Raw genomic sequence first — 23,944 nt, forward strand, 5'->3', positions numbered from 1 at the left:
CAAGGCAGTTTGATTGAATTACATATTATTCCACATCCGGATAAAAAAGAAATCCGCATCTGGTGTAAAAACCGCGTTGTGAAAGTGATCTATTACAAAACCTGAAAAACCAATATCTAAACGCTTAAAATACAAAAAATAGTCCAGTTTTATCTTTTAATTCAGTCCAGTTTTATCTTTTGCTATGCTCAGCACACCTTTTGTACCGTAATTTCAAAACAAAATAGTCCAGTTTTATCTTTTAACCCAGTCCAGTTTTATCTTTGAGTTAAATCACGTAGAGAATATCCACGATATCGAGAGCATTAGTTTTGCTAAAGCTGTAATGTCTGCTTTCCGTGCCTTGTTGAACAAGCAAGAAGAAGATTTCACTAATATTTGTCAATGGCTTACGGTGGAGGGTTACGTTCGTCGTATCCATGGGCGATATGGTATTCTCCAACGCATTGACCGAACCACGGCTTTTCCTTTGATTCGTTCATTGGTGCAATGGGTGCGACAAATAGGCTATTCAGGATTAGTGATATTGCTAGATGAAGCGGAACGTGTTCCCAGTCTCAGCACCAAACACAGAGAACAACATCTTAATAATTTGCGGGAAGTGATTGATGAATGTGGACATACAGCCTTTCAAAGTGTGATGATTTTTTACGCAGTGCCTGATGAAAACTTCCTTGAAGGTCGATCCCAGGTTTATGAAGCACTGAAACAACGTGTCACAACAGTGTTTGATACGTTAAATCCAACGGGAGTCAAGATCGAGCTGGAAAAACTCTCTATCGAACCCATTAAATTTCTGGAAAAAGTTGGTAATAAGTTAAAGCATATTTACGAGGTAGCTTACGGTTATCGCTTTGACAGTGCGACATCTGAAAAAACTATACGCACAGTTGCAGAGGCAGCGTATGAACATCGTTATGGTGACATCGGTTACAAGCGCCTATTTGTTCAGAAACTCATCCAGGGACTCCATTTTCTCAGACAAAAAAGGCAATCCCCTTCTCCCAAGGATCTTCAATTGTAAAGGAGGTTAAATAATGCTAGAACATGAGGTACATCATCCCCAATATGGGCGGGGCATAGTGAAACAGACTCGTCATAAGGGTTTTGAAATATTGGTTGCTTTTGAAGATGGTCTGACTCGATGGGTTCGCTTAGACGAGTTGACGGAAACTGGAATTACCCAAATTACCAAGTCGCTTGTACCAGCACCGTCAGTTTTATCTTACGAGCATCTTAAGTCTCGACGAATGATCGAAGCCTTTCGACTGGGGATTGTCCCCTATGACTGTGTTGAGAAGTTTACTTTTGGACGCGATAGTGAAGCGAAAAAAATCATGAATTGGTTGAACTCCCCTAACGAAAGCAATTTCCTTATTATAGGTGAATACGGAACTGGTAAAACCCATCTCCTTCATTATGCCCTAGGAAACGCTTTACAAAATGGATTTGCAATTGCGTGGGTGGAGATGGATCCTAATGAAGCCCCTTTTTATAAGCCCAAGCGTGTTTACAACCACCTGATCAAAAATTTTAAATATCGTGACACGCAAACCGGGCAATTGAAAGGCTTTCGAGACTTTTTGAAATGTGCATTAGCAGCGGGGGTTTTTCAAAACCATATTTACTTTAAATATTTAATTAAGCGCAAGGACGAGATCTTTTGGGAATGGGTTGAAGGGTCTGAGTCAAGCCTCAGACCAAGAAAGTGGATTGAAAATTACTGGGATTACTATCAATTCTTGCCTGGTCTTTACGACTATTCCACTGCTGCAAACATTTATTGCTATTTGCTCAGCAGTTTGGGATGGGCGGCAAAGCAGGTTTTAGGATTACAAGGATTATTACTCGTATTCGATGAAGCAGAAACTGTGAGTATAACTAAATATTCTTATCAAGATGGAAAAGCAAAAAATTTTTTAAAAGGATTGATCCGTACAGCCAGTAATGATAAAAATCTTCTAGAAGAACCAATGAAGTCAGACCTTGACTATTGTGGCACCGGAGAGGGTCCAAATGTGCCTTTTCTGTACAAGATACCCAGTGGGTTGAAACTTTTATTTGCGTTCACTTCTCTGGACTGGAATTACGAGTATATATGGGATAGATCATATCGGAAAGTACCAAAAATCAGGGAGTTGGAGAGAATGCCAAAAATAGATTTAGAACCCCTTCCAGATGATACTCTCAAAGAAGTATTTGAACACATCTGTTTGCTTTATAACAGTTCCTATGACTTTTTAGAAGAAGACCTGACCGTTGACAAGCTTTTCCGAGAGGTCAACACACAAAGTGGGCGTACGCGTTTGTTCGTAAAGGGCTCAGTCGAAGCATTGGACTTGGTTCGCTTTAATCCTGAAAAGGATTTGGACAAGGTTCTTCAATGATGGATGTTCAGCAAGTAAGGATCATTCGCGAACGTTTGAAATACGCCTGGACGCCGTTCTTTACAAGGTTTGGCAGACTTACTCCCATTCAGGTAGCAACGATTCCACCAATACTTGACGGCAGAAATGTTATCGTGGCATCTCCCACGGCCTCAGGAAAGACTGAGGCCATCATTGCTCCAGTTGCCGAGAGGTTTAGAAAAGAAGATTGGGAGGGGTTAGCTGTTTTATATATCGTTCCTACGCGTGCTCTGGCAAACGATACCCTCGCACGCATTGATGGTCCTTTACGGGATATGGGTATTAAAGTAGCAATTAAGCATGGTGACAAGCCTTATCTATCATCCAGCAAACTACCGAATGTCCTCATCACGACGCCTGAATCCCTCGATTCTCTGATCTGTCGTCGTCCCGAAGTATTTAGATTTTTACGAACTGTGATTCTGGACGAAATTCACTTGTTGGACAACACCTATCGAGGCGACCAACTACAACTTCTCCTTTGGCGACTAAAGAAATTAGTAACAGATAGTTCATATTCTGTTCACTTGCTATCAGCGACCTTATCCTCGCCCCATCAAATTGCCCAAAGATATGTCAGTGACTTTGAAGTCGTTACAACGCAAGGACAAAGAGATATTGATTACCGGCTCCTCAATTCCCACGAAGAAGTTCATCGTCTGGCACGGGAACAAGGGGTGAAAAAACTGCTCTGCTTTTGTAATCTTCGTGAATCCGTCGAGGTAGTGGCAGATGAACTTGCTAAGTTGTGGCACCCTTATTCGGTGGTAACTCATCATGGAAGCCTCTCTCGTCGAGTACGCGAGGAAGCAGAGGCCGTGATGAAGGGAGCAGATGTGGCTGTGTGTGTTGCTACTTCAACCCTCGAAGTTGGGATAGACATTGGTGATATTGATCTTATTGTGCTTTCTGAGCCCCCCTGGAGCATCTCCTCGTTGCTCCAGCGCATTGGTCGTGGTAATCGTAGAAAACATATCGTTCACACGGCGGTAATTATTAAATCTGATGAAGAAAAACTTCTGATGGATACAATGTTCAAAGTGGCTGCTTCTGGTGCAATACCTGAAGAACCTTATGAGGCTGAGCTATCTGTTGCGGTCCAGCAGGTTTTTTCTTTTCTTTATCAAAATCCTCAAGGTATATCTGAAACACTAATTTGGGAACTTCTATCCCCTTTATGTTCTGAGGATGAGGCTAAACTCATTTTGGGGCACCTGAGGAGAAATGAATGGATTGAACGACGAGCAGGTCAGTGGTTTGCATCAATAAAATTGATGGACTTGGGCGAAAAAGGGCGAATTCATTCCAATATTCCGGACTTACAGACTTATCGAGTGATAGACGTTGACTCAGGTAAGGAAATTGGAACCATCGCGGGAATATTCGATGAAGTATTTGTTCTCGCCGGAAGAATGTGGCGGGTTGTTTCTGTCGAAAATGATGTTATTAAGGCACGCCGTTTTACGGGAAAAGCATTAGCCCCTCTCTTCCAGAGATGCATAAGTGGTGGTGCCTTCTATTACCTATTGCCACCAGAACTGAAAGGTAGAAGGCTAAATAATAAGAGGAATTGAGAGATGGCAGCCGTAACTTCATCTAACAATATGTTTGCGCTTCGGGCCAAGGCCAAATGCTTCGCGTTTCGCAAAGCCTGCAGCCGTTAAATCAAATTTCCCTTGATTTTTACTTGAAGATGCATAAAATAAAATCAGAGAATTAGAAATTAAAATCCCGAAGATAGAGAAAGAGGCTAACTCAAATGAAAAAAGGTATTCAGTTCGTCTATATCACCGAATTTAGAAAGGTATCCGAATCAAGTTCGGATACGAGCGATTTGAGCAGAAATACCTTTCGGGACACGATGCCAGGGCAAGAGGTAAGATGAAAGGAATCCTGAGAGGAGATCACTCACAGAGGCATTTTTCAAGGAAAAGTGTCCACCGGTCTTATTGAAGCAGAGAAAGAATTTCGGTGGGCCAGGGGATATAAAGAGATACCGAAGTTAATGGCGGCGTTAAAAAGGAGATTTGAATGTCTAATAAACAAAAATTTTTATTTGCATTTCTGCTAATTGCTGTGGTGCCTTTGAAAGCCCAGAAGGTTATCTGGGATAAGATATATAAAAAGAATATGGGCACAGTCTTCGCGGTTGCCGAAACAAATGATGGAAGTTTCGTAATCGGAGGAATAATAGACTACCAGGATGGACACGGGGAAGATGTTTATCTGGCAAGAATGGACAAAAATGGTAAAAAGCTATGGGAAAAACGATTTGGCGGGGATTATGACGATAGATGTCATGCACTTTCCAAAACCAAAGATGGTGGTTTTATCCTTGCCGGAATGAAAACACCATACACAAAGAAGGATTTTTTTGGAAGTATTCCCGAAGAACCTGATGTTTATCTCATAAGGACTGATAAAGACGGTAACAAGCTATGGGAAAAGACATTCGGTGGTAAAGACTATGACATTGCCAGGGCAGTACTGGAGACCCAAAATGGCAATTTCGTAATTGCCGGGTATTCATATTCCTATGGAGCAGGTTATATTGATGTGTATGTTATAAAGACCGATAAGAACGGTAATAAGATATGGGAAAAGACATTCGGTGGTAAGGAAAAGGATAAGGCAAATGCAATTATCCAGACCAAAGATGGCAATTTTATAATTGCAGGTGTAACAGAGTCTTTTGGTTCTGGAGAAGGTGATATCTACCTAATAAAAATCGACAGGAATGGGAAGAAAATCTGGTCAAAAACCTTTGGAGGCGAAAAAGATGACGAAGCGCATGCAATCTTAGAAACTGAAGATGGAGGATTGATAATTGCCGGACGTAAAGGTTTAGGGGATCTTCTTTTGATAAAAACGGATAAAAATGGGAAGAAAATCTGGCAAAAAACCTTTGGAGGAGGAGACGGTGAGGAGGCTTATTCTATAATTGAAACAGAAGACGGTTTCATAACTGCGGGCTACACCAATTCCTATGGCAATAAAGAAGATTTTTATCTCATAAAAGTTGATAAAAAAGGTAATAAGATATGGGAAAAAACGATAGGCACAAAAGAATATCAAGACATAGCTTATTCTATTTCCAGGTGCCCGGATGGAGGTTTCATTATCGCTGGTTTCACCCACATTGTAGCCGGATTCCATGTTCCCCATATAGTAAGAATCAAGGATGAATCAGGGGAAAAATAATGCATAACTTGAAGCAAACACTATAAACTACAGGAGGTTTTATGTATGTTTTTTTTCTTTTAATTTTAATTTCCGTGCTCGCAAATCCTTGCGTGTTAAATGCGCAGGAGAGCCAGATTGTGGGCGAGTGGCATAGTGAGCCAAACCCTGCAATTTATTATGGAGAAGTATATATATTTTCTCCTCGTGGAGAATTTGTCAAAGTAACGAGCGATTTAGATAGAACTAATAGGATTCTTTTGAAATCTGGAACATGGCAAGCAAAAAAAGGGGGAATAGAATTGATATACAAACATCAAATTGTCCGCGTTGGAGGAGAACTTAAGACCGACCCAGAAACAGGAAGTTTTTTCCTTGAAGGAGGGAAACAGGTCCTAGAGATAATTGATGATACTAATTTTGTTTCCCTTGAATATATTGATAAAAAACGCATTCTCATTGACGGGAAACGTTACTATTATATAAAAACACAAGGGGAAAAGGATTTTAAGTATTTGTTTGATTATGCAGAAACAAATATTCTCAAGGATGCTGAGATTCTCTTCGTATTAGGAGCGGATGCAAATTTATCAATGATGACTGGCTGGAGCCTTCTTCACCAGGCGTGTAAAAGTAACTCACTGGAGTTTGTAAAACTGCTTTTCAGCAGAGGTGCTGACCCGAATGTGAGCGAAGAAATAGGAGAAACCCCCCTTTCTCTTGCTGTTGCAAACGGGAATACAGAGATTGTAGAATATCTTATTAAAAATGGTGCCTTTGTTAATGTGCAAACCGAACCAGAAGGCAGTTGCATTACTCCTCTTCATATTGCAATTAAAAATAATGATTTTGAAATGGTTAAACTGCTGATGCAAAGTGGAGCTTCGTGGAAGATGAAAACAGGAAGAGGGGAAACAGCACTCGACCTCGCTAAAGAAAGCGGTAATGCGAAGATTGAAAAATTAATCCTTGCATACTCGCAGAAACCTCCTTCTAAATTGCGTGTAGAGGGCAATTATGTCCGGATAGTTGATAGTAAAAAAAACAGAACAATTGGAAATCTTGCTTCATCAGATGCATTCCCTTTTGGTTTTTCTAAAATATACAAATTCTCGCCTGACTCTTCGTATATCGCTTTCGTTGAAAGCACAGAAAAAGGATACGACCTATTTCTTGTATCAAACACAGGAGAAAGAGGGCGCATCACCTGGGATGGAAAAATTGATTCAAGAACGACAATAGCATGGGACAGGAAGGGAAAAGCGTTTCTTTTTAATGAAAATGGAAGAATAATATTCGTAAGCACCAAAGGTTACCGGCGAAAAACATTGACCAATCCTGAAGAAGGTTATGAAGATATCCTGCCCTCCTTTAAGGGAAAGGGTAAAGTAAAATTTTTCCGGGGTACAAGATTTGAATATTCTTTTTCTGGCTCTGAGTATGAGGTTGAGATCACTGGTGGCGGCTGTCGCAAAATTCCTGACGGAGAGGTTATACAACCGGAAAACTTAGGCGGTGAAGAAGAGGGTGGATATTAAACCGTTGCACTAACACAAAATGGTTAAAAATCTGAATTTTCTAATCATTTTATTGCTTTTTGCATCTTCAGTAGACCTCAATGCCCAACACAAGGACAAATGGTTTCGTGTCAACTATCTGGGGTTCAAGATTGGTTATCGCAAATGGAGTGTAAATTTTATTGAAGTAGCTTATGGAGACCTTTCTAATGGACTTGGTATAGGGGGCACACTTTTTGAGATTGAAAATTCCACTTATAACCTCCTGCCTGCTAAGTTGTTTATCGCTAAACCACTTGGAAACACGACGGGACCTGTAGAAAATGGTTTCGGCGGCCCTTTACTTTTTCCCTGGGGCTATCAATATCCCGGTGCAATTTATCTCCAGATAAAAATTTCTGTGCTGGGTATAAAACAATCTTCCTGGTGTTTATCCTCTGAAGTAGGTTTGGGATTTGAGAAATCAATTTACCAACAGGCCGGGTCAATAGGCGTAGAATTTGGTTATACCATTGATTTCCTTCCTCTAAGGGATGAGGAGGACAAATACCTGTATGCTGTTTTTCAGTACAACTTCTCCAGCTGGGCAAGGGTGGAAAAAAATTCAAGATAATATCAAAAATATTAATACCCGAAATGGGCGATTTTTATTCTGCTGAAGAACCTTTCTGGTTTATTTTAAGTCAAGAGATACTGGTTTTCCGAATTATCTTTCCCTCTTTGTAGAAGACGAATTCTTTGCCCTGACGGACGACTTCGGCGGCGCCGAGCTCTTTTGCTTTCAGTCTGGTTTTTGACAGGAGAAAGAGATTCTTCACTTCTTCAGGGTATCGACCGAAACGGTCGACGATTTCTTCTTTGATGGATTTCAATTCAAAATATGATTCCACGTTCAGAAGTCTTTTATACAGGGCTGTTCTTTCATAGGCGCTTTCGATATAATCGCCCGGGAAGTATGCATCGAGCCGCAGATCAAGCACCGGTTCATAGACCACTTTTTTCCCTCTCACTTCATTGATCGCCTCACTCAGGATCTTTATATAGAGATGATAACCGATTGCATTAATGTGGCCGGATTGTTCTTTACCGAGCAGATTTCCCACGCCCCTGATTTCCATATCCCGAAGGGCGAGACGGAAGCCCGAACCGAGAGAGGTGTATGATGCCAGGGCGCTGAGTCTTTTATGTGCTTGTTCCGTCATCCTGTGGGTATGGGGTATGATGAAATAGGCATAGGCTTGAACCCCGCCGCGGCCGACCCTGCCGCGGAGTTGATGGAGGTCAGCGAGGCCGAATTTGTGGGCGTTATCGACGATTATCGTGTTTACACGGGGCATATCCAGGCCGGATTCGACGATCGCCGTTGAGAGCAGCAGGTCATATTCACCGTTGATGAAATCGATCATTCTTCGTGCGGAGAGGTCTTCACGCATCTGTCCGTGCAGCAGACAGATTTTCAGTTCGGGAAGAATTTTCAGCAGCCTTGATTTTACTGTTTCGATCGTCTGGATGCGGTTGTGGATGAAAAAGACCTGGCCGCCTCTTTCTATTTCAAACCTGATGAGTTTCTTTAATTCTTCTTCATCATAATAGATGATCTTTGTGATAATCTCTTTTCTGCCCGGCGGCGGTGTATGGATGGTGGATATCTTTTTCAATCCAGTGAGCGCCATATAGAGGGTGCGGGGAATCGGGGTCGCCGAGAGATAGAATGTATCGATGCCCGGTTTCAATTTTTTTATCTTCTCTTTCTGCACGACTCCGAAGCGCTGTTCTTCGTCAACGATCAAAAGCCCGAGGTCTTTGAATCGGACATCGGGCTGTAATAATCTGTGCGTGCCGATTACGATATCGATCTTTCCGCTGCCGATGGATTCCAGGATTTTTTTCAGTTCTTTTTTAGTGCGGAATCGTGAAACCATTTCGACATTGACCGGAAAGTTCTCCAATCTTTTCTTGAAGGTGTTGTAGTGTTGAAAGGCGAGCAGGGTGGTCGGACACAGGAGCAGGGTCTGTTTTCCGTCAAGCGCCGCCTTGAATGCCGCCCGAAGGGCGATTTCAGTCTTACCGTAGCCCACATCACCGCAGATCAGTCTTTCTGCAGGTTCTTCTGATTCCATGTCATTTGTAACGTCGTCTATCGCTTTTTGCTGGTCTTCAGTCTCTTCGTAAGGGAAGGATGCCGCCAATTCCCGCATCTCCAGCGTGTCCGGAGAAAAACTGAATCCCTTTTCCCGGGAACGGACAGTATAGAGATGCAACAGTTCTATTGCCAGCCGCTCGGTCGCTTTTTTTACCTTTTTCTTGGCTTTGAGCCACACGTCGCTGCCCAGTCTTGAAAGCTTCGGAGCAGTCTCTTTTGTCGAAACATACCGTTCCAGGAGATTGAATTTCTCGACGGGCAGATAGACCCTGTCTTTCCCCGCATAATCGAGGCGCAGACATTCGACCTTTCGGTCGTCAACTTCGACAAAAGTCAACCCCTGGAATCGTCCGATGCCGTAATCTGAATGTACTACATAGTCCCCCGGTTTCAGACCGATGAGGTCGTCGATGAAGAGCCCGCGGAAAGGTTGTTTTTTCCTTTTTATTGTTCCGAAGAGCTCTGATTCAGTGAGAAAGATCAGCCTGTTGTTTTTGTCCTCGAACCCTTCCTGAAGAAAGATATTATAAGCCTCGATTTCACCGAATATCGATTTCAATTTTTCAATGAGGGAAGGATATGGAGCTAAAAATATAAATCTGTGTTTCTGCTCGGATATTTCTTGTTTCAACCTTTTCAAATCACCGAAATACTTCGGAGCGGGTTCAAAATTATATCTTATTTCTCCGTCGGTCGTGATGATGATGTGTGGTGATGACAGTCCTGTTTGTTCTTCGCTGATTACAACCGCATCCTTACAAAGAAATTCACCGAGTGGTTTTTTTGTTTCCCGCCGGACGAGTTTCAGTGTGAATTTTTCAAGTTCTTCGTAAGATCTCTGACTTTGGGTGTGGAATTTCCTGATTGAAAATATCCTGTCTCCGTACAGTTCGATTCTTACAGGTGTATTACCCGGTTCAAAGACATCAAGGATTCCTCCCCGCAGGGCGTATTCATATTCGTCTTCGACGATCTCTTCTCTCTTATAACCGGTGCGGTCTAATTTACGGAGTAATGCTTCGATCTCTATCTCTTTGTTCTTCATCAATCGGACTTTTTCTTTTTTGAATAATGGTTGTGCCAGAAATTCTTTTGTGGTGATCAGTATCTTCGCCGGTATATAAAAAGGACTTTCTTCATTAATAACTTCCGTATCATTGAATGACGACTTCAATTCCCCGAGATACCTGTCGAGTTTCAGGGAAGTTGTGACCAGGAGCACCTGCGGAAGATGTTCAATGAGATGAAGGACCAGCAGGGTGTCTGCGGAACCGCATAAGCCACTGACCGTAACAAATTTTTTTGATGCCAATTCATCAATTATATTTTTAATATTAAAAATATCGAACACCGGCATGATGAGATATTACAGTAATTATCTGTTAAAGACTACCCCGGGTCTTTTGTATCTTCCGCAATGGCTACACCGAGGGCGATTGAGTTTAATTTTGTCTCAGGCTTGTCGGTTCTCGACAGCATAATCACGGGTCTGGCGGCGCCGGCGACCATACCGGCCGCCTTTGCACCGGCAAAGAATATCAATCCCTTTGCCCAGATATTGCCTGATGATATATTGGGCATCAGTATGAAGTCGATATCGCCGGCGATGATACTGTCGATCTTTTTATGGTGTGCAGCCTCCTTTGAGATCGCTACGTCAAAGCCGAACGGCCCTTCAATGATACAACCCTCTATCTGACCCGCCTTATTCATCTCAACGATTTTGACGGCGTCTGTTGTTTCCGGCATATCAGGGTGGACTGTTTCACTCGCCGCAACAAGGGCGACCCCGGGGCGGTTGATCCCGAGGGATTTCAGTACTTTAACAGCGTTCTTTATTATACTGATTCTTAATTCAAGGTTCAATTTCGGGTTCATCCCGCCGTCAGACATAAAGACCAGTTTGTGATAACCCGGGATTTCCAGCACAGCTATGTGGCTCAGGATGTTACCGGTTCTCAGCCCCCATTCTTTGTTCAGGACACCCTTTAAAAAGAGTGAACTTGAAATCATCCCCTTCATCAGAAAATCGCCTTTTTCTTTTACCTCTCTTATTGATTCCTCCAGTGCTTTTTGCGGGTCTTTGATATCTTTGATTTCCGTTTCTTTAAGGTCGATCCCCGTCTGTTCAGCGGTTTTTAAAATAGCTTCTCTGTCACCGATGAGCACCGGTTTTATCAGATTGAGCTCCAGCGCCATCTTGACACCTTCAAGCACCGGTCTGTCGGCTGCCGCCACGACCACACACCTTTTTTTGCCTCTTTTCTTCGCCAGTTCAATAAGTTCTTTGAAAGATTTCATTTAATGACCTCTTTGAGCACTGTAATCAATTTTCTGTTCTGTTCGGGCGTGCCGATCGTGATCCGTAAAGAATTGGGCAGTCCGTATTCATAGACGGTTCTCAGAACAACCCCTCTTTTCTGTGCGGCTTCAAAGATCTCTTTTGCCTCGGAGACGAAGTTGGTCAGGATGAAATTACCGTATGTCGGGATATATTCAAGGCCCAGTTTCTTGAATTCTTCATAAAGGAACCGTTTTCCTGTTTCATTGTTTTCCAGACTCTTCTTCACGAATTCCGTATCTTCCAGAGCGGCTTTCGCCGCGATCTGCGCTATTGAATTTACATTAAAGGGCAGCCGTACTTTCATCAGGGCGCTGATGATTTCTTTGCTTGAAAATCCATATCCGACCCTTAAAGCCGCCAGCCCGTAAATTTTGGAAAAGGTATGGAGGAGAATCAGGTTGGAGTGACTGCGTAAATAGTCCATGGTGTCAGGATAATCTATATTGTCGATATATTCTTTATACGCCTCATCCACAACCAAGAGTACATTGTCAGGGATCTTTCGGATAAAATAATCAAAGGCGTTCTTTTCGATGATCGTTCCGGTGGGATTGATCGGGTTGTCAACGATGATGATCTTCGTTTTATTTGTTATCGCCTTCAGCATCGTTTCGATGTCGTGGCTGTAGTTTTTTAATGGGACGGCTATCCTTTTGCCGCCGAAGATTTGACAGGCGATCTTGTACATTATGAACGAAGGTTCGCTCATGATTATCTCATCGCCGGGATTGACATATGCCTTGAATATAAGTTCGATAAGCTCGACAGAACCGCTGCCCACGATTATATTCTCCATATCAATAGAGAAGACTTCGCTCATCTTCTTCTTGAGATAAAAACAGTTGTCATCAGGATAGAGATTTATCTCACCTATTTTATCTTTTATTGCCTGGATCGCCTTTGGAGATGGTCCCAGGGGGTTTTCATTGCTCGCCAGTTTCACAACCTCATCTTTTAACCCCAGTTCCCTGATGACCTCTTCAATCGGTTTTCCAGGTTTATAAGGCTTTATATTTTTGACAAAATTTCTTAGTTCAATCACAGTGCCTCCACTTAAGTATATAAGTATATCCGAGATATTCAAAAATGCAAGTATGAAATTCGTTCCTGCAGAAAACTCGGGGCTTGACTGATTATTTTATTATGTTATAATAAATTAATGAGGTTTAAAGAAGACCTCGACATAAATAGTTACATCAAAGATGCTGTGCTTGACAGTATCGGTCCTATCTGAGACGGTTACTGGGACACATATCCGGCATCCACTATTTTGTTCCTTGATTTCATCGCCCGTTATCCTGAATCATTTCAGGCGATCAAGGCACAGGTCGATTTTGAGAAGTACTTCAAAGAAGAGCGGGCGAGAATGAATGAGAGATTGGGTGAGGAATCCGCAAAGACACTCATCAAACAGCTGGAAAAAACAGGGGAGTGAGCTGCCCGAATTCCATTGATTTTCAAGGAAAATATGATTGACAGCAGTAAAAATCTACATATAATTACTTAGATGTGGTTTTCCGGATGTCAGTGTGTAACTGACAAAGCGGTAGCTTAAGAGTCTAAAAATGGCTTGTTGCATGCCGGGCGACAGGGTGAAAAGTCAAGATTTGATGCGGAATTAACAGGAGGCAGGAAGATGAAGGCAAAAATTTTTGTTGTCAGTCAGGACAGCGATCTTGTGAAGGCAATAACCGAGACCCTTGAGGTTGAAGGCCATAATGTTACGCCGATCGACCTCCCTGATACAGCTCCCACAAAGTGTAAAGATGAAGGTGTTGATCTGGTGTTCCTGGATGTTTATATACGTGATGTCCCCTATGACAGGTTGATAAAGGATATCAAGAAGGCATCTCCTGATACTGAAATCGTCGTGGTGACGACCTATGCCTTTCCTGAGAGTATGGCAAAAGGAGCGGTGCTCGATATTCAGGGATACCTTATTAAACCGTTGACTCAGGATAAGATCAGACACGTCGCCACCCGTGCTTTGCGTCAGGGTGAGCTTGCCCGGGAGAACCGACGTCTGCTCCTTGCCGTAACCGCGGCGAAAAAGGAATGGGAAGCAACAGTGGATGCAATCGAGGACCCGATCTTTGTCACTGATTTTGACTATAATATCTTACGGGCAAATCTCGCGACTTTCCAGGCACTGGGTAAGGGCGTGAATGAGGTGATCGGCCATAAGTGCTATGAAATATTCCATTGTTCAGACCATGCGCTGGACTATTGTCCGGGAAAGGTCGCAAGGGACAGCGGTGAACCGGCGACCGAGACGATTGCTTTCCGGGGATTGAAAGAACGTTTTAACTGCAGTGTTTATCCTCAGGTTTTTGCTTCGGGCGGAGGCCTGGTTCATTATCTGAGGGCACCGGCGGTCAATGCAGAACAGCAGGCAGAGACCATGACCAAATACGAACGTCTCTTTGACGACGCCCGTATTCCTATTCTTTTCATCACTTCAGAGGATTACAAGGTGACGGATGCGAATCAGAAGGCGATTGAACTTTTCGGCTATGAACCCGAGAAGATATTTGATATGGATCTGGAAAATCTCTTTGCTGCTTCGTTGCGCGAAAGCGTAATCAATAATATCATCCAGCAGACCGAGAATAACGAAGCGCCTCTGAAGACGAAAATTATCGACTGTAACGGAAAAGAGATAGACGCCTTTGTGGTCGCCAACCCGATCGAAATAAACAAGAATATGTTTATTCAGATATTCATAATCCCGACCGATTTGCTGAGCGGCGGCAGATAGATTCGAGTGAGGAGTGAAAAATTTAAGATTGTTTTTAAATAGAAGATAGCTTTTTAAACTCAGAGAAGCTATATAGTGTCTCGGAATCCTTGATTGCATGGAGTTAAGCGAAGATACGAGGAGAATAATTGGAAATTTCTTTAGTTTATCACTTTTGGAATGTGCAAATTATATTCTCCCTCTCATTACTTTACCTTATTTGGTGAGGGTCTTAGGACCTTCAAATTTTGGTAAAGTCGCCTTTGCCCAAGCTTTTGTTCAATACTTTGTAATCACTACAGATTATGGCTTTTATCTTTTAGGACCCAAAAAAATTTCAATTAATCGTGAGAAATTGTCGGCTGTCTCAAAAATATTTAGTTCCATTATGGTAATTAAAACAATTCTGTTTTTCCTTTCTTTTTTGGTTTTGTTAAGCTTAATATTAGTAATCACGAAATTCGGTATAGAAAAACCTATTTTTATTTTTTCCTTTGGTTTGGTACTTGGTGATGTTCTATTCCCTACCTGGTTTTTTCAGGGAATGGAACGCATGAAATATATTACTGTGTTATATTTTGTTGCGAAGTTGTTTTTTTTAGTAACAATCTTTATTTTTATTAGATCGAAAAATCAATATATTTATGTTCCTTTACTACAGTCTTTGGGCATTATATTTGCAGGTATTTTAAGTTTATTAATTATACGATTTAAATTTAATGTAAGATTTAAAATTCCCCCGTTTGTTAGAATCAAAGAATATTTGAAAGAAGGGTGGCATTTTTTTATTTCTACCTTGTCGATTAGTGTATACACATACAGTAATACTTTTATTCTTGGTTTATTGACCACCCCTGTGATTGTTGGTTACTATAGTGCAGCTGAGAAGATAATCCGAGCTCTACAAAGAATGCAATGGGCGGTATCTCAAGCCGTATATCCTTATGTAAATAAGATCGCTTCTCAATCCGAAAAGAAAGCCCTTCGATTTTTGAAAAAACTTATAGTATTTGTCGGAGGTGGTTTTCTACTTATCTCTTTAACAATTTTTATTTTTGCAAAACTGATTGTTAATTTAATCTTAGGTGATCAATATATTCCATCTATTATCGTGTTACAAATTCTTGCTTTTCTTCCTTTTATAATATCCATAAGTAATATATTCGGTGTTCAAACAATGCTTGCTTTTAATATGAAAGAAGATTTTTCAAAGATTATGTTGAGTACCGCTTTAGTCAACATTGTCCTCGCTTCCGTCTTGGCATCAATGTATAAACATATTGGTGTTTCTATAGCCGTAGTATTGACCGAGATATACGTGGCGCTTATTATGTGTTTTTACTTAAGGAAGCATGGAATTAGCTATCTTGAGTTGATACATAGTTAACAATGAGGATTCTTCTATTGGTTAATTGGGCGATTAATTATTTACTCGAAGATGACGATAGTATTCAACCACCAGATAAAATTGTTAAAGGGCAAAAATATTGGTTTTTTAAATATTGGCCTAACAACATTAAGGTAGATATACTGGATTATTCACGTATCCCATTTCTTCACTATTTTGAAAAAAAGGTATTAAAATTTTATATATGGCAGGCATTGCGGGCGTTTTTAAGAACACAAAAGTATGATTGTATCATATCGCATAATGCCCAAAGTGCTGTTTTGTTTGCTTTTTTGAGGACTCTCTTTGGCAAGAAACTTCCTCCGCATATTATTATTGATGCTGGTTGTTTTAATGGTGCAAGAGATAATATTGTGGAAATTCTGCCTATTAAATTCGCGCTCTCTTCTGTGTCTGGGATAATCTATCATGCAAGAGTTCAAAATAATTATTATCGACGTCATTTTCCTTTTTTAATAAATAGGACACAATTTGTCCCCTTCGGCGCCGATTATGATTACTTTTCACCGACAAGCTATAGCGTGAAAAATTATATTCTCTCATTCGGGTGTTTAAAAAGAGATTATAAAACTCTTATCGACGCATGGCGTAATTTAGACCTCAGAGATCTTAAATTAAAGATTGTTGGTGTTGATAAAGCTGCAAATTTTGGTATAAAGAAAATTCCAGAAGGCGTGGAGTTAATAAGAAGAGTTCCTACAGGGCATCTGAGGCAGATGATGGCTGATGCTAAATTGATCGTTATCCCTTTGCCTTATTACAATTATTCAAATGGTCAAATGAGTTTGTTGCAGTCAATGAGTATGGCGAAGCCAGTAATAGTAACTAAAACTCCCGGAGTTATAGATTACATTATTGATGGTAAAAATGCCTTGTTGGTGGAACCTTACAGTGTGAAAGACATGCAGCTAAAGTTGAGATTTTTGCTGGATAATAATGAGTTTGCAGAAAATTTAGCCAAAGAGGCACGTAAAATAATTATAAGAAAATTTAATGAAAATACAATGGCGTTAAAAATACTGGAGTTTGTAAAAAAAATTTTGATGGGATGTTGAGATGTTTGACAACATATTGTTAATATCTGTTATATCAACAGCGTGTTTGTGTTTTCTGATTATTCTTATTAAACAATGGGATTGGCTACCCCTAATTCTCTTGCCTGTGTTATGGTATATCCCTCGTCAGACTGTCCCCGGTGGGGTATTAGAACACTACGTTCTTCTTCGGTGGCTTACAGTGTTATTAATCCCAGTCATTATCGCAGTCCAATTTTTAAAGATGGCAATTAAGGGCAGTACAATTAAACTGACTAATATTATAGTTCCACTGACATTATATCTTGGTATTTCATTATATTCGACCATGATAAATGGAGCCGATATTCTTCCTTCATTTGGAAGTATAATTCTTTATACCAGATATCCACTCTTGTTTATCGCTCTTGTGAATATGGATTTGAAAGAGAAAGTAATTGGAAAATTTATCCTATTGTTTCTGCTCCTTATTATCTTACAAATACCTGAATGTACCTTACGATATCTATTAGGTGGTGTTTACGGTGATCATATTTCCTGGTCATTAGGGCCCTGGGGACAATTTGATCTTGGGATTTATGCGATGTATACACTCTGTTTATCTGTTGCCAATGGTGTTGTGAAGGGATTTAAGATAATGCACTTAATTTTTATTGGCTTTTTGTTTATTCTTGCCCTATTAGGTGAAATTAAAGCCTTTCTTTTGGCTTCCCCGATTGTTGTTATAATAACAATCTATTTTTCTTTACGACAAAAAAAAGCTAAGGGTCGTTTATTGGCGGTAGTTTTACCTCTGTTGTCAGTGGTGATTCTTTACTATGCAATTCATGTTTGGGGCTATGTCCATAGAGAAAGCAGCGATATGCTGGCTGTTTATTTTGAGAAGGTTACCCAAATATTTAAAAATCCGACAATATTTTTTCACACTGAAGAAGTTGATGCTACTTCTTCCAGAATATTTGGCAGTGCATATATCTGGGGGTATTTACGGCGTGACTGGAAAATGATTCTCTTTGGTGCTGGACCAGGAAGCCTTCTGGCCGGAAATTTTCTCGGCAATCCTGGAAAGATTTTTGATGTTGTACCATATTTGAACCAACTTTCTGTAACACTCGGCGAAACAGGTGTTGTAGGGCTCGTAATTTACCTTTGGATGCTGATAAACATTTTCAGAAAAATTATTTTTGTTAATAAAACGGCACTTAGTGATAAAAATCACATTCTATCTGCAGCCTTGATCGGAATGTGGTTTTTCTATACAATTTTAGGACCTATTTATGACCTCGTGTGGCGTCACGATTCACCCAATTTTATCTTCTATGTGCTTATTGCATATCTATATTCCAGTTTTGTTTATAAAACAAATTCCCCTAAGAATGTTCCGGTATGAATATTCTCTTAGTCAATACCTTTCATTACAACCGTGGTGGTGATTGCGTATATACCTTTGAACTTGCCAATTTACTCGGGAGTAAGAGACATAAAGTTGTGCATTTCGCAATGGAACACCCCTTCAATTTTACAAGCGAATATTCCGGATATTTTGTTCCAGAAATCGACCTTGCCGAAGAACTGAAAAAGAAAAGTTTCGGCGCGGGCGTGCGAGTTCTGAAAAGGACGATCTATTCGAACCTCGCGAAGAAAAAGTTGAGTGGGCTGCTCGACAATCACCGCGTGGATATCGCCCACATCCAGAACATTCACGGCCATATTACGCCTTCGATCTTTCATGTCTTAAAAAAGAAAAATATCCCCATTGTATGGACGCTTCATGATTATTTTCTATTATGCCCTAACAGCAGTTTTTATTCAAAAAACAGAGTTTGTGAAGCCTGTAAAGGAAATAAATTCTATAATGTCGTGATAAATAAATGCCGAAAAAATTCTTTCGCCGCAAGCTTTATTGTTATGTTTGAAGAGTATATTCACAGGCTGTTGGGTCTTTTGAAAATAGTTGATTATTTTATTACTCCCAGCAGGTTTATGCGTGATAAATTTATTCAATACGGTTTTCCGGTAGATAAGATTATGCATATTCCTAATTTTATTAATATAAATAAAAATAACGAAACAGAACAAGATGGAGAAGAGACATATATTCTTTATGGAGGTCGTCTTTCGTATGAGAAAGGACTGAAGACTTTAATCCGAGCTTTTTCATTGGTGAAAGGAACAAGGTTACTGATTGCTGGTGATGGCCCATTGAGGCAAAAGCTTGAAGAGGAAGTTGACGAAAATCGGTGGTCAAGGATAGAGTTTACTGGCCATCAGAATCGAGAAACCCTTTTGAAACTCATTCGAGACGCAATCTTTGTTACTCTACCATCTGAATGTTATGAAAACTTTCCGTATACTATCCTTGAGGCATTTGCAGAGGCGAAGCCAGTTTTAGGTTCACAAATAGGAGGCATTCCTGAGTTGGTCAAACATCGCGAGACCGGTTTGCTTTTTGAACCGGGCAATGCCCATGATCTGGCCGAGAAGATTAAATGGCTGCTTGACCATCCTGAAGAGAGAAGAGAGATGGGAATGAGGGCGCGGGAATTGGTTTTGGAAAAGTATAACCCGCACTTACATTACAAACAGTTAATCAAAATTTATAAAAAGGCTCTTGAAAGACACAAAACACTTTGATTTATTGACATTCCGGGGAAATTTATTATAATAAAAATTAAGAAAAAGCAATGAATGTTATGATCATCAACGGAGGTTCTATCTTCTACACAACCGTTTCCATCCTGACTGAATGCAGTAACTTCATGAAAAACAAGGGCTGATATGGAGTGTGCAGTCATTACCACATACCGGTGCAATGCCCGTTGCCAGATGTGTAATTCCTGGAAGTCACCGAGTAAACCTTCTGAAGAGTTTGATCCGAAAATTTTGGAAAAGATACCCGGCGGGATGAAACGTCTTAATATCACCGGAGGTGAACCTCTTTTAAGACAGGACTTACTGAAGATCGTCGAAATTCTCCGTAAGAAAACAGGCAGGCTCGAGATAAGCACCAATGGATATTTTACCGACAAGATTATCGACATCGCAAGGAAGTTTCCTGATATCACGATCAGAATCAGTGTTGAGGGTTTGCCGGAAAAGAATGATATGTTGAGAGGTATAAAGAATGGTTTTGACCACGCCTTAAGGACGCTGCTTGAATTGAAAAATCTGGGCGTGAAAGATATCGGCTTTGCTATCGTCATTTCGCATAATAATATTTCTGAACTCCTGATGCTCTACGAGTTGACTGCAGGGCTCGATGTCGAGTTTTCGCAGTCCACGATGCATAATTCCTTTTATTTCCATAAATTCGACAACCGTATCGAACAGATTGAATATGTCGCTGAGGTGATGAATAGATTCATAAAGCGGCTTTTGACTTCAAAGAGAAAGAACCTGAGGATGCGGGTTAAGGATTGGTTCCGGGCATACATTAATATGGGATTACTCGGATATATGGAGGGTAAAGCGAGGCCTATCCCTTGTGGAGCCGGAACCGACAGTTTCTTTGTCGACCCCTGGGGCAGGGTGCTTGCCTGTAATGGTTCTGATGAGCCCTGGGTGATGGGGGATTTGAGGACGCAGAGTTTCGAAGAGATATGGTATTCTGAACAGGCGGAAAAAGTCCGCGGATTTGTCCGTGATTGTCAGAAGAACTGCTGGATGATCGGTACTTCGGTGCCGGCGATGCGTAAGAAGTTCTGGGTTCCGTTTTATTGGGTGATGAAAAATCGTCTCCGGCTTTTATTGGGAAAAGGGATCGTTCTTGAGTGATGAAGATTGTTTTTGTGGGACAGAAAGGTGTACCGGCGAAATTCGGAGGTATCGAAAGACATGTCGAGGAATTGGGCTGGCGGCTTGCCGAGAGAGGCCATTCGGTAATCGTATACAGCCGCCGCCATTATAATTGTTTCAGCGGAATTTATAGAAATATGCGGGTCGTTTCTCTGCCCGCCATAAAACAGAAACATACCGAAATGATTTCCCACACCTTCTTGTCCCTGTTTGATCTTCTTGATAAGAAGGTTGATATAATCCACATCCATGGTGTTGACCCGGCGTTGATCTCTTTTATTCCGCGGTTGAAAACAAAGGTGGTCGTTACTTCACATGATCGGGCGTATCGTCGGGAGAAGTGGGGACCGATCGCCAAGAAATTTTCACGGATGGCGGAGCGGGTCTTCATCGTTTCCCCCCATAAGAAGATAGTCGTATCACAGACCTTGAAAAAATATTATGAAGAGAAATATGATTGCGAGGTCGTGTATATCCCCAATGGTGTCGAGATTCCTAAAGAGCAGGGAAGTGCAGAGCTCGGGAAATTCGGACTTTCCAAGGGTGAATATTTTCTCTTTGTGGGAAGGATCGTTCCTACCAAGGGATGTGAGATATTGATCGAGGCGTTTAAAAGGATGAAGACCGACAAAAAATTGGTGTTCGCCGGCGGCAGTTCTTATACTGACAGTTATTACGAAAGGCTGAGGCGTAAAGCCGACAAACGGGTGCTCTTCCTGGGTTATCGTTACGGCAAAGAATTGGCTCAATTGTATGCCAATGCCTACTGTTTTGTTATGCCTTCTGAAGTCGAGGGATTGGCGTTGACGCTTCTCGAGGCGATGTCGTATAAGAGGTGCGTTATATATTCAGACATTCCGGAGAACGTCGAAGCCGCCCGTGATGCAGGTATAGCCTTCAGGAACAAAGATGTTGACGACCTGGCGGCTAAGATCGATCTTGCGTTGCAGAATCCTTCTTTATGCCGGGAGCTTGGAGCAAAGGCGAGGAAGAGGGTGGAGAATGAATATGATTGGGACCGGGTCGTGGATCAAACTGAAGAACTCTATCAAACTCTATTGGAGGAATGATTTGTTGACATTCCCGAAAAACTTATTATAATATCGATTAAAGAGAAATTATGAATGTTGCGGTTGTCGGCGTTGGTTATTGGGGGCCGAATCTGGTGCGGAATTTTTTTAATCATTCGGCGGTTGATAAACTTTATTGCTTTGACGTCAATAAAGACCAGACAAAGAAGATTTGTGAAAGATACCCGGGAGTGGAGTGTGTAGACAGTTATAATGAGATACTCAGGAACGAAAATATCAGCGGGGTGGTCCTGGCTACCCCGGTGGCGACCCATTTCCCACTTGCCAGACAGGCTCTGGAGTACAATAAAAACGTATTTGTCGAAAAACCGCTGACTTCGAATACGGCTGAAGCACAGATGCTTGTAGAACTGGCGCGAAAGAAATCCCTTGTTCTCATGGTGGATCATATTTTCGTCTATAACGGAGCGGTGCGAAAGATAAAAGAGCTTATCGACGTCGGTGAGGTCGGTGAGATCATGTATTTTGATGCGGTTCGAATAAATCTCGGTCTCTTCCAGAAAGACGTGAATGTATTGTGGGACCTGGCACCCCATGATCTTTCGATCATGGATTATCTTCTCAAAGAGAAACCAAGGGCAGTGGCGGCAGTGGGCCAGAGCCATTACACTGAACTTGAGGATATCGCTTATTTAACCCTCTTTTTTGATAATCACTGTATCGCGCATATTCATGTGAGCTGGCTGGCTCCGATAAAGGTCCGAAGAGTTATAATCGGCGGTACGAAAAAGATGATTTTACTTGATGACGGTGAACCTGTGGAAAAAATAAGAATTTATGATAAGGGGATAGAGACGACGGCGAAAGACGGTGCTTCAGAAACACTTATTCAGTACCGCTCCGGTGGTGTTTCTTCGCCGAAGTATGATACAACAGAACCACTGGCAAGGGTCGTTGATGAGTTCATCCGGGCGATTGAGAAAAAAGCGGATCCCTTAAGCGACGGTGTTGCGGGATTGAATATCGTTAAGATTCTGGAAGCGGCTGAGGAGTCCATCAGAGGTAAAGGGAAGCTAATAGAACTGCGTGGATGAAAAATTTCAGAATCAGTGGGAGGTGCAGTTTTCATGAATTATTTTTTGCAAGAGTGATGACGGATTCTTGAAAGGAGAAGGGATGGAAGTTCCGTTCATGGATTTGAAGAGGCAGTATGAGAATATAAAGGAAGAGATCGACGACGCCATCCAGCAGACGATCGATTCCTGTGCTTTTGTTTCGGGAAAGATGGTTCAGAGGTTCGAAGAGAATTTCGCCCGCTACTGTGGTTTGAAATACGCCGTCTGTGTTTCAAACGGTACGAGTGCCTTATATGCTGCATTGAAAGCGCTGGATATCGGAAAGGGTGACGGAGTTGTTACGGTTCCCTTTACATTCATCGCGACGGTTGAGGCGATAAGGATGACCGGCGCACGGCCTTTGTTCGTCGATATCGACAGAGAGTCATACAATATGTCGACCACGGCGCTTAATCGATATATTGAAGATTCCTGCTCCTGGGATGGAGTGCGTAAAGTATTGATCGATAAGAAGAATAATGTGTTGATCAGAGCCATTATACCGGTGCATCTTTACGGCCAGATGTGTGATATGGAACCGATTATGAAAATCGCCCGCAAATATAATCTCTGCGTACTGGAGGATGCCGCTCAGGCACACGGCGCTTCCTATAAGAACAGGAAAGCCGGTTCGATCGGCGATCTCGGTTGTTTTTCTTTTTATCCGAGTAAAAATCTGGGGGCGTTCGGTCAGGGCGGAGCGGTTGTGACGAACGACGATAAACTCGCCGGACAAGTACGGATGATCATCGACCACGGGCAGAAGGCGAGGTACCAGCATATTATTGAGGGATGGAATTTCAAGATGGACGGTTTTCAGGCGGCGGTTCTCAATGTGAAATTGAAGTATCTTGATGAATGGAATGAAGCGAGGCGTACGAAGGCAGGGCTCTATAGTGTACTGCTTAAAGAAGTTCCGGATGTTCAGCTGCCTTCCGAGCTATCGGATAGAAACCATATTTATCATCAGTATGTCATACACACGGATGATCGTGAGGGACTGCAGGGATATCTGAGGGATCATGGAGTGGGTTCGTCGATTCATTACCCGATTCCGGTTTATCTCCAGAGTGCCTATGAACATCTTGGATACAAGAAGGGTGATTTCCCGACAGCGGAGAATTGCGCTTCAGGGGTTCTATCGCTTCCAATGTTTCCCGAATTGACACAGGAAGAGATTGAATATGTGTGCAGGAAAGTCAAGGATTGGCGTAATCGAAAGAGTTAACTTA

The 23,944-nt window shown here is 41.7% G+C and carries 18 protein-coding genes; 15 read left to right on the forward strand and 3 right to left on the reverse strand.

The window, feature by feature from the left end:
* Positions 1 to 223: 223 nt before the first annotated feature.
* From ENI34_06660 to ENI34_06685, 6 genes are all read left to right on the forward strand, one after another.
* Positions 224 to 1,024, forward strand: coding sequence for a hypothetical protein (locus ENI34_06660; protein ID HEC78808.1), 801 nt, complete (start codon positions 224 to 226; stop codon positions 1,022 to 1,024).
* A gap of 13 nt (positions 1,025 to 1,037) precedes the next feature.
* The gene (locus ENI34_06665; protein ID HEC78809.1) at positions 1,038 to 2,387 is read left to right on the forward strand and encodes a hypothetical protein; all 1,350 of its coding nucleotides are present in this window, start codon (positions 1,038 to 1,040) and stop codon (positions 2,385 to 2,387) included.
* A complete protein-coding gene (locus tag ENI34_06670) occupies positions 2,384 to 3,982 on the forward strand; it encodes a DEAD/DEAH box helicase (GenBank protein HEC78810.1) in 1,599 nt (532 codons plus the stop codon). Before ENI34_06665 ends, ENI34_06670 begins: the two co-directional genes overlap by 4 nt.
* A 457-nt stretch (positions 3,983 to 4,439) precedes the next feature.
* Entirely contained in the window at positions 4,440 to 5,609 is a 1,170-nt protein-coding gene (locus ENI34_06675) for a hypothetical protein (protein HEC78811.1), read from the forward strand.
* Between the two features lie 41 nt (positions 5,610 to 5,650).
* A complete protein-coding gene (locus ENI34_06680) occupies positions 5,651 to 7,126 on the forward strand; it encodes a hypothetical protein (GenBank protein ID HEC78812.1) in 1,476 nt (491 codons plus the stop codon).
* A 19-nt stretch (positions 7,127 to 7,145) separates the two neighbouring features.
* A complete protein-coding gene (locus ENI34_06685) occupies positions 7,146 to 7,718 on the forward strand; it encodes a hypothetical protein (GenBank protein ID HEC78813.1) in 573 nt (190 codons plus the stop codon).
* A gap of 70 nt (positions 7,719 to 7,788) precedes the next feature.
* Here ENI34_06685 and mfd read toward each other — a convergent pair whose 3' ends face one another.
* From mfd to ENI34_06700, 3 genes are read right to left on the reverse strand one after another with little or no spacing between them, the layout of a single operon-like run.
* Positions 7,789 to 10,605, reverse strand: coding sequence for a transcription-repair coupling factor (gene mfd, locus ENI34_06690; GenBank protein ID HEC78814.1), 2,817 nt, complete (start codon positions 10,603 to 10,605; stop codon positions 7,789 to 7,791).
* 32 nt (positions 10,606 to 10,637) lie between these two features.
* Positions 10,638 to 11,549 carry a phosphate butyryltransferase gene (locus tag ENI34_06695; protein ID HEC78815.1) on the reverse strand — a complete coding sequence of 304 codons (912 nt, stop codon included), beginning with the start codon at positions 11,547 to 11,549 and terminating at the stop codon, positions 10,638 to 10,640.
* A complete protein-coding gene (locus ENI34_06700) occupies positions 11,546 to 12,634 on the reverse strand; it encodes a histidinol-phosphate transaminase (protein ID HEC78816.1) in 1,089 nt (362 codons plus the stop codon). The genes ENI34_06695 and ENI34_06700 overlap by 4 nt, the downstream gene beginning before the upstream one ends.
* A 594-nt stretch (positions 12,635 to 13,228) precedes the next feature.
* Between ENI34_06700 and ENI34_06705 the strand changes: the two genes are divergently transcribed.
* The 9 genes from ENI34_06705 (at position 13,229) to ENI34_06745 (ending at position 23,940) form a co-directional block, all read left to right on the forward strand.
* Complete coding sequence (locus ENI34_06705) at positions 13,229 to 14,350, forward strand: PAS domain-containing protein (protein HEC78817.1); 1,122 nt, start codon at positions 13,229 to 13,231, stop codon at positions 14,348 to 14,350.
* A 97-nt stretch (positions 14,351 to 14,447) separates the two neighbouring features.
* Positions 14,448 to 15,716: a flippase gene (locus ENI34_06710; GenBank protein ID HEC78818.1), complete on the forward strand. Its 1,269-nt coding sequence runs from the start codon at positions 14,448 to 14,450 to the stop codon at positions 15,714 to 15,716.
* A 2-nt stretch (positions 15,717 to 15,718) separates the two neighbouring features.
* Positions 15,719 to 16,792 carry a glycosyltransferase gene (locus ENI34_06715; protein HEC78819.1) on the forward strand — a complete coding sequence of 358 codons (1,074 nt, stop codon included), beginning with the start codon at positions 15,719 to 15,721 and terminating at the stop codon, positions 16,790 to 16,792.
* 307 nt (positions 16,793 to 17,099) lie between these two features.
* On the forward strand, positions 17,100 to 18,161 hold the full coding sequence (locus ENI34_06720; GenBank protein ID HEC78820.1) for a hypothetical protein: 1,062 nt from the start codon (positions 17,100 to 17,102) through the stop codon (positions 18,159 to 18,161).
* Positions 18,158 to 19,405 (forward strand): glycosyltransferase family 1 protein, encoded by a 1,248-nt coding sequence (locus tag ENI34_06725; protein ID HEC78821.1) that lies wholly within the window; start codon positions 18,158 to 18,160, stop codon positions 19,403 to 19,405. The genes ENI34_06720 and ENI34_06725 overlap by 4 nt, the downstream gene beginning before the upstream one ends.
* A 144-nt stretch (positions 19,406 to 19,549) precedes the next feature.
* A complete protein-coding gene (locus tag ENI34_06730) occupies positions 19,550 to 20,545 on the forward strand; it encodes a radical SAM protein (GenBank protein HEC78822.1) in 996 nt (331 codons plus the stop codon).
* Entirely contained in the window at positions 20,545 to 21,636 is a 1,092-nt protein-coding gene (locus ENI34_06735; protein ID HEC78823.1) for a glycosyltransferase, read from the forward strand. Before ENI34_06730 ends, ENI34_06735 begins: the two co-directional genes overlap by 1 nt.
* 47 nt (positions 21,637 to 21,683) lie before the next feature.
* Positions 21,684 to 22,691 (forward strand): Gfo/Idh/MocA family oxidoreductase, encoded by a 1,008-nt coding sequence (locus ENI34_06740; protein HEC78824.1) that lies wholly within the window; start codon positions 21,684 to 21,686, stop codon positions 22,689 to 22,691.
* An 82-nt stretch (positions 22,692 to 22,773) separates the two neighbouring features.
* Positions 22,774 to 23,940: a DegT/DnrJ/EryC1/StrS family aminotransferase gene (locus tag ENI34_06745; protein HEC78825.1), complete on the forward strand. Its 1,167-nt coding sequence runs from the start codon at positions 22,774 to 22,776 to the stop codon at positions 23,938 to 23,940.
* The last annotated feature ends 4 nt before the right edge of the window (positions 23,941 to 23,944 follow it).

This window comes from candidate division WOR-3 bacterium, assembly GCA_011052815.1.
GTDB lineage: Bacteria > Hydrothermota > Tepidihabitantia > SM23-42 > SM23-42 > DRIG01.